14 protein-coding genes are annotated in these 12,457 nt (G+C 62.5%); 6 read left to right on the top strand and 8 right to left on the bottom strand.

The window, feature by feature from the left end:
• Nucleotides 1-506: 506 nt before the first annotated feature.
• The 6 genes from CH296_RS18025 to CH296_RS29590 form a co-directional block, all read right to left on the bottom strand.
• On the bottom strand, nt 507-1,799 hold the full coding sequence (locus CH296_RS18025) for a hypothetical protein (protein ID WP_094685377.1): 1,293 nt from the start codon (nt 1,797-1,799) through the stop codon (nt 507-509).
• 245 nt (nt 1,800-2,044) lie between these two features.
• A complete protein-coding gene (locus tag CH296_RS18020) occupies nt 2,045-2,686 on the bottom strand; it encodes a DUF6308 family protein (protein WP_094685376.1) in 642 nt (213 codons plus the stop codon).
• Nucleotides 2,687-2,728: 42 nt separating this feature from the next.
• Complete coding sequence (locus CH296_RS18015) at nt 2,729-3,085, bottom strand: hypothetical protein (RefSeq protein ID WP_094685375.1); 357 nt, start codon at nt 3,083-3,085, stop codon at nt 2,729-2,731.
• On the bottom strand, nt 3,082-5,532 hold the full coding sequence (locus CH296_RS18010; protein WP_256980495.1) for an AAA family ATPase: 2,451 nt from the start codon (nt 5,530-5,532) through the stop codon (nt 3,082-3,084). The genes CH296_RS18015 and CH296_RS18010 overlap by 4 nt, the downstream gene beginning before the upstream one ends.
• A gap of 120 nt (nt 5,533-5,652) precedes the next feature.
• A complete protein-coding gene (locus CH296_RS18005; RefSeq protein ID WP_256980494.1) occupies nt 5,653-6,228 on the bottom strand; it encodes an SDR family NAD(P)-dependent oxidoreductase in 576 nt (191 codons plus the stop codon).
• Complete coding sequence (locus CH296_RS29590; RefSeq protein ID WP_256980493.1) at nt 6,209-6,439, bottom strand: SDR family NAD(P)-dependent oxidoreductase; 231 nt, start codon at nt 6,437-6,439, stop codon at nt 6,209-6,211. The genes CH296_RS18005 and CH296_RS29590 overlap by 20 nt, the downstream gene beginning before the upstream one ends.
• Nucleotides 6,440-6,525: 86 nt before the next feature.
• Here CH296_RS29590 and CH296_RS18000 point away from each other — a divergent pair, with 86 nt between their 5' ends.
• The 5 genes from CH296_RS18000 to CH296_RS17980 all read left to right on the top strand — a co-directional run bounded on the left by CH296_RS18000 (nt 6,526) and on the right by CH296_RS17980 (nt 10,433).
• A complete protein-coding gene (locus tag CH296_RS18000) occupies nt 6,526-7,401 on the top strand; it encodes a helix-turn-helix transcriptional regulator (protein WP_094685373.1) in 876 nt (291 codons plus the stop codon).
• 42 nt (nt 7,402-7,443) lie between these two features.
• On the top strand, nt 7,444-8,217 hold the full coding sequence (locus tag CH296_RS17995; protein WP_094685372.1) for a hypothetical protein: 774 nt from the start codon (nt 7,444-7,446) through the stop codon (nt 8,215-8,217).
• A gap of 35 nt (nt 8,218-8,252) precedes the next feature.
• A complete protein-coding gene (locus CH296_RS17990; RefSeq protein ID WP_037190839.1) occupies nt 8,253-8,756 on the top strand; it encodes a GNAT family N-acetyltransferase in 504 nt (167 codons plus the stop codon).
• Nucleotides 8,757-8,856: 100 nt separating this feature from the next.
• Nucleotides 8,857-9,963 carry a serine hydrolase gene (locus CH296_RS17985; RefSeq protein ID WP_094685371.1) on the top strand — a complete coding sequence of 369 codons (1,107 nt, stop codon included), beginning with the start codon at nt 8,857-8,859 and terminating at the stop codon, nt 9,961-9,963.
• The gene (locus CH296_RS17980; RefSeq protein WP_094685370.1) at nt 9,960-10,433 is read left to right on the top strand and encodes a helix-turn-helix transcriptional regulator; all 474 of its coding nucleotides are present in this window, start codon (nt 9,960-9,962) and stop codon (nt 10,431-10,433) included. The genes CH296_RS17985 and CH296_RS17980 overlap by 4 nt, the downstream gene beginning before the upstream one ends.
• A 19-nt stretch (nt 10,434-10,452) precedes the next feature.
• On the opposite strand, the gene CH296_RS17975 is transcribed toward CH296_RS17980, so the two are convergent.
• Together CH296_RS17975 and CH296_RS17970 are read right to left on the bottom strand one after the other, a co-directional pair.
• Nucleotides 10,453-10,968, bottom strand: a complete 516-nt coding sequence (locus CH296_RS17975; RefSeq protein WP_256980492.1) for a hypothetical protein — start codon at nt 10,966-10,968, stop codon at nt 10,453-10,455.
• 23 nt (nt 10,969-10,991) lie between these two features.
• The gene (locus CH296_RS17970) at nt 10,992-11,516 is read right to left on the bottom strand and encodes a hypothetical protein (RefSeq protein ID WP_256980491.1); all 525 of its coding nucleotides are present in this window, start codon (nt 11,514-11,516) and stop codon (nt 10,992-10,994) included.
• 262 nt (nt 11,517-11,778) lie between these two features.
• Here CH296_RS17970 and CH296_RS17965 point away from each other — a divergent pair, with 262 nt between their 5' ends.
• Nucleotides 11,779-12,453: a hypothetical protein gene (locus CH296_RS17965; RefSeq protein ID WP_094685388.1), complete on the top strand. Its 675-nt coding sequence runs from the start codon at nt 11,779-11,781 to the stop codon at nt 12,451-12,453.
• Nucleotides 12,454-12,457 lie beyond the last annotated feature (4 nt).

The following is a 12,457-nucleotide window of genomic DNA, read 5'->3' as shown; positions in this document are numbered from 1 at the left end:
ACAACACCGAAAGGACCGCCCCTGACAAACCGGAAACATCAACACGGGCCGGGGCCTTTAACCTGGCCACCAGCGGGGACTTCAACTTGGCCATTGACAGATGTCGTTCTGTCGGAAGTCAGGAGCGCGCGCCGTCGCCGGATACACCCGCAACGTCGACTGGACCGAATCATCTGCGTTCGAGCTCATGATGATTAGTAGCCTGTTGGGGTCGACGAGCATCAAACCCCTGCACGACCGACTCGTGCGGGAACACCCAATCCTTACGAACAAACTGGGCTTTCGCATGGCGCATCGAACATGGGCGAGCGAAGTCGGGACCTGACGGTCCAACGTGCCCGGCGACCAGAGGATTGAAAACGAATCATCCATTATTCGACATCGCCGAGAGCGTACATATCGAATCGACCGACCCGATCTACGACCGGCGTTTCCAAATGCATAAATCGGCGATTTGCGTTGCGCCACTGCCGAGGCCGAATCAGATCGCGCTCAGGTCAGCTGCCTCAGTGCTTTTCAGGTTCGCCATCGGATTTCGCCGGGCCCTTCGAGACTATGCCCTTCACACCTTTACCGATCCAACCTGCACCCGCTGCGCCGATGCTGACTGCTTTGCCACCGATTTCAGCTGCGGCACCACCAACTGCTTTCGCGCGGTTGCCCAACTCGGAGAAAGCGTCGCTGATGGAGGGGTCTTCGTTATCGATCCAACCGGTGACCTGACTGTTCCGTGCCGACGCGAAAGCGTCCAAGTCATTGCGAAGTTGGGTGATGTCACGCTTGAGATCACCCGTCGCCATCCATCGCACAATCTCGAGCGGCTTGACCGTTCCGTAATTGGAGAGCTCAAGCCTAGCGTGGCGCAATAAGTCGCCATCGCGCTCGACGTGCTCGGCAAGTATTTCCCTGGCTGACGCGACGACTGCGTCGAGATGTTCGGGCTCCACCGCCCGCACGCGCGCAATACGCAGCGTCTGCCACAGGTAGAGCGACCTCTCAGCGATGACCAAGAGCTGCAAGGTCTCACCGAGACGCTCGTCCTTGACTGCGCGGGTCAAGTAGGCGGCACGGTCTTGGACTGGCTTGTCCGCATCGAAGCTGTTGACGGTTCGCTTCGCATGGTCTCGAAGTCGCTCGATACCGACTTGAAGCTGCGGACCCAGCGAGGCAACGCTCTCCCAATCTGTCGTAGGAAGCGCGCCCGTCTCCCTGTAGACCTTGACGATGTGCGACAAGGCAGAGTGATGGCCGATGACATCCCCCACACGCGACGCTTCGGCGAGACGGAGTATTTTGTCGACCTCACCCTCGATGCGCTTGATCCCGTCCGACACCTCGGTGATTGCTGTCTGCAGGGCAAATTGCACCATCATGAGTTGCAGTCCCAAGGCGCGGGTCGGCGTCATCGCGACCTGCTGCCACTGCATCTGATGGCGGAACTTGTGGCCAGAGTCGACCAGGGTCATTCGGTTGTACCCCGGGATCCCCGGAACGACCTTGTAAGACTTCAGCATGTCGACACTCTGAGGAGCAAGCCGCACGAAGTGGCCGTATTGCATTTTCGCTGCGGCTGCACCGGCAACCATTCCACCCGCGTTCGCTACCGCGGTTTTGTCGATGCCAGCAACCTGCACACCGTCGCCTACAAGATCCTTGATCCGACTGAGATATCCGGCCACTGCGTCGTCATCACCCGAAATCAGCAGGCCCTCCGGCTCGACGTGCACCGATATTCCAGAGGACTCGAGCAGCTCCTTGTCGAAGTCGGTCAATTCCTGGTTCATCCAGTCGTCGGTCATCCAAAGCCTCCTGAGGTTGTTGGCGCTCACCATAACCGAACAGACCGACAGGTTCTGGAGGCATCGGCAACTTCGCCGTAGTCACGCCAGACCCAACCGCGCGCCTTTCATACCAATGATCAAGTTCTCTGCTGGCGCGATGCCATGGTTCCAACCGTCGTTCATCGATGCACGGTCGTTTTTCCTTCGCCTGACTGCGTCGTGCACATTCGTCGAACAGCCTGTCGAGCCGCTCTGTCTCATCCTCAATGTCGACCAGAACCCACCATCCACAGAAGCACGTCCAATAGCCGAATGGTGGAAATATCGATCAATTCGTCCGGCGCAGTGTCTCTGATCCATCGGTCGAGTGATGAATCGGAGCTGCGTAGCTCCGATCGCAGCCATGCCCAGCTACCGTTGCTGTCCTGAGCAGTCAGGCCGGTCACAACGCTGTCCCACACCGGAATCAGGTCAGGTCTTTTCCGGCCTATAAGTTTGCTCGTCGTCGTCTTGCCGATTCCATCATGTGCGCCCCGCGTCGGAGTGGACGACTGACGCAACAAGCGCCACAGCTGTGCCGCAGACGACCCGGTGCCAATAGTGGACTCTGGCGAATCCGCGAGTGTGAGTCCTGTGGGGATTGCTTCGAGTAGTGCACTGCACCGGTCGGCGTCCGGGCCAAGAATGCGCAACGCCGACTGTGCGGGCACATTGACGCTCAGTAGCGAGACCGCCACCAGGTCATCGGAGGTGAACACGTCGCGGGTGGCCTTATCGCCGCCGCCCCGAAACCTCTCGAATTGCGAGCCACTGAAGTTCGGCCTGCCTTGAGAATCGAGCGCAAAGTACTGCTTCCACAATCGGATTGCGGTCTTCGAGTCCCGTTGCGCAATGAGATCGGGCATGTGTGGATCGTCCTTGGCCAACTCGGTCTCCTACTTCAGGGATCATTCATTGCCGAGCAAGGTCGCCACCACACCGCACAGGTGCCGAACCTCAGCCACCGTCGGCGCAAGTTCATACGCATGGTGGTGGCATGCGTTGCTCAATCTGTTCCATGCCATCGCGGCCGCACTAGCATTCTGGGCTGTTTCGAGTGACCGCAAGATCACCAGCCGCGATCGCATGCTCGGTCGCTCAATATCTACGCCCAGCGCCACACAACGCTCGATTACCAGCTCCTCCAATGCCTGCCGAGCGAGGAACGCAGCAAGACGCGCCGATCCGCCTGCAGCACCATGGCTTCCGTCGAGCAGCAATTCCGCGTTGCGGAGCGCAACTGCCGGCGACGTGGTCGTATTCATTCGGAGAGGATCCCGTCGACCATCTTCTTCAGATCGTTCACCACTTCCCAGGTGATCGGTCGATCGGCACCTTTGTGAGTACCGGCGTTCGCGATGTGAAGCGTCGGGAAGCGTTCGGTGCGAAAGCCCAGCCACTGCGATAGGTCACGTTCGGAATCCTGGTGCACGGCCAGCGCAATCTTGTTACGAGTCTTGTTGACTGCCGACCACCGCTCCTCGGTCGCCAGCCGGCTCTCCCCCGCCCGGTGTTGCTTCGCATAGAACACCTGCTGCGCAGCCGATTCCAGAGCCAATCGGAACAAGCCGGGTGCGACCCGCCGCTTGACGTCCTCGGGCACATTCTCGTCCAACACCAATGCCCGCACATCGTTGAAATAGCGGGTCGCTTGGTTCTGAGTCTCGGAAACACTGATGTTGGAACCTGGTTCGCGCATCACCTCGACGAGCCGAGCGTCGACCGCGAGTTGCCTGATCGCAGTGGCCAATCGATCATCGTGCGAGAACACGATGACCTGCCTGGTCTTCGCGAGCATCGACAGCACCTTTATGAAGCCATCGATCTTCGCCGGATCCATCGCCTGGATCGGGTCGTCCAGCACGATAAATCGAAACGGACTGTTCGGCGTAATCGCTCTCGGTATGAACAGTGCCAATGCCAACGCATGCAGCTCGCCCTGACTCATCACCGACAGCGCCTCGGACTCCACGCCGTCGACCGAGCCGGTCATCACCACTCGCCTGCTGGTGTTGTGGCCCACCAAGTTGATAGCACCGATGTCGACATTGCTTTCCTGCCGCAACTCCGCCCAAATGTCGCGTGCCTGCTCGGCAATCGGAGCGAGCCGCTGGTCCCTCAATTGCTTGGCATGCGAGGCAATCCACTTCTTGGCCGCGTCGATGTTCTTGACTGCCTCATCAGCCTCTCGCGCCGCGGATTCGAGGGTGGCCCACGCGGCCAGACGTCCAGCAATCGGTGCCCATGTGTCCTCACGCTGAGCCGCCGCTTCCGTGGCCTCGGTGCGCAACGCCCCCGCAGACTCGATAACCGCGGGGATCGTCGCAGCCAAGTGATCCGCCACACCGGAAGAACTCGACTGTTGCTGGCGCGCCAGGGCGACGGACTTTCGGTACTTCGACAAGGAAGGCAGGTCGACGCCCTCCACCGCGGTGGCGTCGGCGATTTCGTTCCCCAGTTCGACTGCGGCGCGTTGCGCTTGGTCGAGTCGGCGGCGACTGTGCTTGTAGGCGGCCAGTTTCTGGCTCTGCTCGGCAAGCTGCGCCCGCGAGTGCTCGGCCCACGCATCGTCGAGCGTCCCCGTCGCACAGACCGGGCACTCGATAGTGCCCGTCTCACTGTGCAGTCTCAGGGCCGCATCGAGCAGATCGTTGCGCTGCTCCACCACCGACAGTGCCTCATCAGCGGAATTCGCGGTATCGACCGCAGCTTCCCGGAGCTCCGCCACCACCTCGTCGACACGCTGCTGAGTCGGGGCGCTCAACGCTGCGAGCCGCTTCAAACCGATGAGCGCGGGCGATGCCGATGCGTCGGCTCCGGTGGCGAGCGCCAGCACCGCGTCGAGATCCGCGACCCGCTTTTTGAGCAGGGCTGCAGCAGTTTTCGCACGATCATCCGACGCATCCGACAACGAGGTCTTGAGCTGACGCAGGCTCTCCGCTGCTCGCTGCCGGGGCCCCTTCACCTCCTTGAGCACCGCTGCCAGTCGCTTCTCGGCATCGGTGATCTCGTCGAGTCCGAGGAGTTTGGCCAGGGCGTCGTGCAGGGTGGACGGCGTCGCGTCGAACAGACCGCCTATTTCGTCGTAGGACAGGATCGGGCGATGTAATTCGACAGCAGACTTCCACCCCAGTGCATCGGTACCGGTACTGCGCTTCTGCTTTCCCACCTGAGTCCAGGTGGAGCACCCCTTCAGCGCGGCATCGGAGGTCCAGTCGACACCGACTACCGTCGGTTCGGACCCTTCGATCGTGAGCCCCACCCGCACCTCACACGGATCTCCCTGATGCAGATTGCGCCAGGTGTCGGCCCACAGCTTGGCCTTGTTCTCCCAGCGGTAGCTCGAACCGGTGATCGCGAATTCGAGCGCCTCGGCAAAGCTCGACTTGCCCGATCCGTTGCGGCCACTGACAATCGTGATTCCCGGCGCGGGGTGTAGCTCAAGAGCTGCCTTGGGCCCGATGCCGCGGAATCCCGCGACAGTGATCGAGGTCAGAAACGCACCGACCGGCTCCTCGACGAGCTGGCTACCCGACGGCTCCGGAACGTGCGGGGTCGAGACGCCGTCGAGCAGCTCTTGTAATGCTGTCGGCCCTTCCAGGGCTGCGAGAACGAAGTACTTGGCCTCGTCGGACAGGTCATTGTCCGCGTCGATGGCATCGATCACCACGTCGACGAGTGGCCCGTCGACAGCATTGTCGGCAACGGTCACCGGCACTCCCCTGTTCGTTCTGATGGCTAACCAGACCCCACAGGTCCATATGGGACCGACAACCCGCAGGGACATGAACCATTCGAGGGCGCACGGAGGGCGCGGACGTGGCAATCCGGTTCAAGCACCCGAACCACAGTCGACGGGGACGATCGCACCGGTCACCGCGGAAGCCCTGTCACTCAGCAGCCACGCGGCGGCCTCGGCAACTTCGCGGGCTTCGGCCATCCGCCCCATCGGTGACGCAGCGCTACTGGCCGCGATGACACCCGGTGTCTTGGCCTCCCATTCGTCCATCATTTCCGTCGCAGTTCCTCCGGGCATCAGACCGTTGACACGGATACCCTCAGGGGCCCAGGTGACCGCTGCGGTTTCGGTGATGCTGTTGAGCGCCCGCTTCATAGCCCCGTACGCCGGAAGCGGCGGAACGGCACGGCGGCTGCCGATGCTCGAGGTGTTCACGATGGCACCGCCGCCACTCCGACGCATAAGGGCGGCTTCGGCATTCATTGCGGTCCAGTGGGCACGGAAGTTGACGGTGAACTGCTCGTCGAGGTCGTCTTCGGTGGTGGTGTCGAGGGGGCCGATCTGCCGCTGGTTGACGCCGCCGTTGTTGAACGCGCCGTCGAGTCGTCCGTGCAGCTGCTCGACGCGGTTTACGGCGGCGCGGATGCTGTCAGCGTCGGTGAGGTCCATGGCTACGCCGTCGGCAGTGCCCCCCGGCCGCTCGGATTTTCGTCACGAGCTGGTCGAGCGCGTCGACGTTGCGGGCGGCGAGCACCACAGCCGCTCCCTCAGCGGAGAAGAGGTGAGCCGCAGCAGCACCGATTCCTCGACTTGCGCCGGTGATGAAAATGACTTTGCCGGCCAGGAGGCCGGCTGTACGGGAAGCTGTTTCGGTGGTCATGATGCAAGCATCGAGGCTCATCAACACCGGATACAGGCACAAACGGTACTAGGGTCCGATGCTCTTCTGGGGGCACAATCGAACTCATGGACAAGCAGGAACTCGGGGCGTTTCTCCGCAGCCGCCGCGAAAAGCTCCAACCACAGGATGTGGGACTTCCGGCCGGCCCTCGTCGCCGAACCCCGGGTCTTCGCCGTGAAGAAGTTGCCGTGCTCGCGCACATTTCGACGGAGTATTTCGTGCGCCTCGAACAGGGCCGCGCGCCACGCCCGTCGGCAGAGGTGCTGGCAGGTATCGCGGCTGCCCTGTGCCTCGACGACACCGAGTCGGAACATCTGCACGCGCTCGCCGGCACCGCACCCGCGAGATCCGGTCTGCTCCGGAGGGAGGTTCGGCCCAGCATTCTCGCACTGCTTGAACGACTCCCCCAGACCGCCGGAATCGTCACGTCCGCCGCGTTCGAGGTTCTCGCCTGGAACGATCTCGCCGCAGCGCTCATGGAAGACTTCGGCAGCCTCACCCCTCGTGACCGCAACCTTGCCCGCAAAGCCTTCCTCGGCACCGAGCAGCCAAGTGAGCGGCTCTACGGCATCTCCGACGACGTCCACTTCCGCCACAGCGTGGTCAACGAACTCCGCACCGCACTCACCCGATATCCGACAGACGAGACTGTGAGCAACCTTGTCACCGAACTGCGCGACGGCAGCCCCGACTTCGCTCGACTGTGGGATCGACACGACGTTGCAGTCTCCCCCGCCCAGCGAAAGACCTTTCGGAACACCGCCGTTGGAGAGATCACCGTGGACTGCGATTCGCTGAAGCTCGTCGAACTTGACCAGCACCTGATCCTGTACACCGCTGCTCTCGGCAGCCCCGATGCCGACAAGTTGGCGCTACTAGCAATGATCGGACACGAGAAGTCTGATCAGCACGACAGACCAGCCGGAACTCGCTCGGAATGACAGCAGCCGCAAAGTGTCGGAACCCGATGCTTCGATAGCGGTATGTCACAACGCGACGAGGGGTTCTCGCCACCGGAGGCCTGCGTGCAGTGGTGTCGGCACCGCACCTACGAACTGCATGTCCTCGACGACGGCGTGCAGGTGGACCTGGATTGGTGGAACGGCCACCTCGACAGGGCGGGTCATGATCTACGACTGCGCGGCCGCAACCTCGACGGCGAAATCGTCGAGTACGGCAATGCCACAATCCAACGCAACGATCTTCGCATCAGCACCGATCTAGCTGTAGGCGAACATGATTCGCTCGGCCTGCTGTTTCTGTGTGCAGCCTGGCAGGGCAGTCACACACATCGCCGAGCGGCGCGGAGATTCCCCGACGTCATGAATCCACATCTCACGCACCCTGACGAGAACCCCGTCGCCAAGACCCTCGCGGTGCTCGACTACTGCGTCCGGAACCGCGAGGTGCCCGAGCACCCGACTGAAACGCGCTCGGGATGGCCGGACGCCCCGGGCGTCGGAGTCTCACTGATGGCCACATTTCTGTGGGCGGTGAGCGCCTCGGTCTACGGCGGCCCGGCCCAACTGATCGACCAATACGGAGTCTCGACTCTCATCCACGAAGGATGGCTCGAAGACCCGTCCGTCACCGGCTTCACCCGTCGCCGCTACGACCGCTACGTCGACCTCATCACGAGCTGGGCCAACGAGATCGACACCAGTCCCGAACTCGTCGAGATGTGGCTCGTGCAGCGCTGGAGCGCCCGACTCGACGACGCACGATTCGGCAGCTACAACGCACCCACCTTGTTCTGAAAAGTCCACCACAATCGCGTTGGTAGCTTCATCGGATGATCGAACTACCGACTCCGCCGTCGTTGACCACGCCGCACACTCGGGTCAAGACGTCGTATCTGGTCGGTGAACTCGCCGACTCGATTCATCGCGGTCGGAGCACCGACTGGCTGCGAGCCGCGAGTATCGACTTCGAGAGCTTTGCCGCCGATCGCGTCGGAGTCCGCGAACGCTGGGGTGTTCCCTCCCAAGTTTTCTGGTACACCTCGGGCGAGTACTACATCGGCTCTCTCGTGCTGCGTCACCGCCTCACCGAGGACGAAGGCGGTGGTCACATCGGCTACCACGTCGTGTATCCCTGGCAGCGCAACGGCCACGCCACCCGAATGCTGCGACTGGCCCTGGACGCGTGCGCAGACCTGGGAATCCCGCGCGCACTGCTGACGGTCTCACCCGACAACCCAGCGTCCGTCATAGTCGTCGAACGCAACGGAGGCATCCCCGATGGCCTGAACCACGAGGGCGAACTGCGCTTCTGGATCGACACAACCAAGCACTGACGGGCACGGCTCGTGCGAGAGCGAACATTCGAGGGTTGTGGGATCACGATAGCTCTTCTATGTTTATCCGTAATTACGGAATAACGGATGGGAGAACTCGATGCGACGCTCGACCTGGATCTCGACCACCTGTGCAGCCGTGCTTCTGGTGGGTGGATGCGCTACTGACACCGACACAGCGGCAACGACCGCCACTACCCCGACGCCAGAGAACTGCGCCGCCGTCACCTCGACGGACCTCGCCACCGAGGACGGGTGGATCGGACTGATCGATCAGGCGCCCGACACCGTCAGCCTCGTCATCGACGACGGCCGCGGCCGAACCGTCGAACATCGGGCCGACCAAGAGCAGGTACTCGCATCCGCAATCAAAGTGGTGCATCTCGCCGCCTACGCCCAGGCAGTCGCGAACGGCATCATCGACCCGAACCAGCAAGTGCCGCTCACTGATTGGGAACGTTGGTACGTACCTGGCACCGACGCCAACGCTCATCCGAGTGCTTTGACCCGGCTGGGCATTGCCAACACCGGCACCAACGCAACCGACCCCAACGCCACGGTTCGCATCGACGACATGGTCTCGGCCATGATCCAGGAGAGCGACAACTCGGTTCCCGACTACCTCCGCTACCGACTCGGCGATCAAGCCCTCGTCGACGCCGCAGCAACCGGAGGTTGGGAGAACTTCGAGGCACCGAGCATGGTGGCCGACATGCTCTCGATCTTCGATCCCGAACTCGCCGATGCAGATACCTGGGAGATCGCCCAGAAGTGGGCATTCGACCCGCAGTTCCGGGCCCAGGTCGAGGCGTCCGTGCAAGTGCCGACCTACGAGGACCAGGTCGCCCGGGTCGAGAGCAGTTTCAGCCGCGGTTCTGCCGAAGAACTGAACGGAATGTATCGCGCCTTCACAGACGGAACCTACGGCGCAGCATCCGACACCATTGTGCGCCAACTGGAATGGCAACCTGCCGGTGACAGCGTCCGCGGTATCGGCTTCAAAGGTGGCAGCCTCCCCGGTGTACTGACCCAGGGATTCGAGCTGCGCCGTAACGACGGAACAGTCGCCACGGCAGTGTGGCTCACCGATGGTCTTTCTGCAGACAGATTCGAGCAAGCGTATGCAGGAGCCGGCGCACAACAGCAACTCATCGTCGAGGCGATGCTCTCGCCCGAGGTTCTCGACCGGATAGCCTGCGTGGTGTGAGCACAGAGTTCGAATCGAGACTGGCAGAGCTCGAAGCCCGCGTCGCCGAGCTGGAACGACGCGACACCCCCCAGCAGCTCGATGCCGCCCCGTCGACGGGCGGCATGGTCGCCTACCAAGGCGACGTGCATCTGCACGGAACGGTCCGCTGGGACATCGGCTACTCCCCCGACGCCATCGTGGAGTTACCCATTCCCTCCGCATCGGAGGTGCTTGCCGCCCTGGGACATCCGGTGCGGTTGCAGATCGTGCGGACACTGCTGCGCGGCCCCGCGAACGCGGCGGATCTGCACGCGACGGTGGGAGTCGGCTCGTCCGGGCAGATCTATCACCACCTCAAGACGCTGAGTTCGGCGAACATCGTCGAGCAGCAGGGTCGCGGCGACTATCGAATCGCCGCCAAACGAGTTGTGCCGCTCCTGGTTTCGATGCTCGCCGCCGCCGATATCGCAGGCGATCTGGGTACCTGAGCGCCTACAGCCCCGCGTGTCAGGGTACGAACAACACACCCAAGCCGGGGATGAGAGCGTTCGACGCATCGGGATTCTCGCGGTCGTGGGTCACCGTCACGAATACCGGACCCGCGCCCGTCCGAGCCGTCACCTCGGTCGGCAGGAGGTAGGCCTGCGGACCGCCCTGATTGGCCGGCTGAGTCCGATCGATCTCGTCGTTCCAGTGCCGCAAGCCGGCGGAGCCCACCTCACCGGTGGATAGGTTGCGCCAGTTGACCGTCAGGTGCCGGTAAGCGAACTGGTAGTAATACGGCCGGATATCGGCGGCCGAGAAGCGCACCTCACCCGGCTTCTCGCCGACCACCGCGCGAATCGGAATGGTCTGAACAAGTCCGCCGGGAACGCCCGCAGGGACGAATTCCGGCCCGGTCACGACCGGCACCTGCAGTACCGACTCCTGCGGCGCAGCGGAGGCGGTGCCGGCACCTACGTCGAAGACCAGGGGGACGCACAGCGCCAGGGCGGCGACTCCGCATCGGATCGATGTCCTCATCGAGTTTCCTTTCGGGTGGACAATCAGGGCACGTAGATCAGGCCTTTGCCCGGGATCAGTGTGTCGGCGTAGGGCTCGCCGTCGTAGTAATCGCGGTAGTGGGTCACGGTGATCTCGACCCAGCCACTTCCGGTGGGCAGAGCTACTTCGCGCGGGTACTGCTCACTGTGTAGCGGCGGCAGGTCGTTGGGCGGGGCCGGGTTGGGGTCTTCCTGCCAATGCCGCAGTCCCGCGCTTCCACGGAAGCCAATGTCCCAGTTTCGCCAGTTCACACCGAGACTTCGGTACGGATACTGGTCTGCGTACGGTGCAATATTCGCCGCGGACAGCAGCAGAACACCCGGCTCGGTACCGACCGTGGCCTTCATCGGAATGGTCTGGAACAAACCTCCGGGCACGGCACCGGGTGCGATCTGGAAGCCGGTGACCACCGGAATCTGGAGCAGCGTGGTCTGCGGAGCTGCCACGGCCGTTCCCGTACCGATCCCGAGCATCAGGGGAACTACGAGTGCGATCGATACGACCGCTCGCCGCAATGTCTTTCGCATACAGCACGCCTTTCGATCATGTCGCACAACGACATACCGGACCGTTTCTGGCCTCGCACCACGAACTCCAGGTTGAACCTGAAACATCAAGTAGTTCTTGAGTCTTTACCGAACCCACCCTCGCAGTCACAGCGACAAAAGGACCACCCGTATACCGATTCGTGATGGGGTCGTGACACGACTGACGTTAACAGACCACTTGGCCCGTTCGATTCACTAATCAGAGGTGACGCACTCCGCAGCCACCGGTGAGGACCATCGAATGAGGCAAGTCCGAAACATCGTGGCCATGTGCGCGCTGATCGCCGCTACTGCCCTCGCATCCACCGCCTGCGGTGCCGACCAGCCGGCGAGCAACCCACCCACGCCTGCCACCAGCGCAGCGGCTGCTCCGTCGGCAAACGGGTCCACCGAATCCGACGGTGGTAGCGGCGCAGGCGGAATCGCACAGGCTCCCGACATAGTCACCCCGGTACAAGCCGTACCCACCGCTGCGGACACACCGGCAGTACCGCCCGCCCCGAACCGCGACGACGTCAACGTCGATGCGCGCGACTACGAGCAGCCCGGCGGCCAGTACTTCTTCCAATCCCCCAGCGGAAATGTGTTCTGCGCATTCAATTCGTTCAACGCTCCCGGGACCATCGTGGGCTGCCAGGTCCGCTACTCGGTACCGGGCAACACCGGCCGAGAATGCGCGAACACGGCGAACAACACCTACGGGGTGCAGATCAACCAAGACGGCACCGTCGAACAGATCTGCACCAACCAGGGCATCTTCGTCGGCGATCCGAACAACGGCGACACCCAGGTTCTCCAATACGGTCAGGTCATCGGAGTCACCGGCAATTTCTGTCGCTCCACCGAAGCGGGCATCACCTGCTACGACGGCGACCGAGGCTTCATAATCTCCCGCGACGTCAACATCGCGTTCTGATGAG

Source organism: Rhodococcus sp. 14-2496-1d (assembly GCF_002259365.1).
GTDB lineage: Bacteria > Actinomycetota > Actinomycetes > Mycobacteriales > Mycobacteriaceae > Rhodococcoides.
This window is presented reverse-complemented; position numbering and strand designations above follow the sequence as displayed.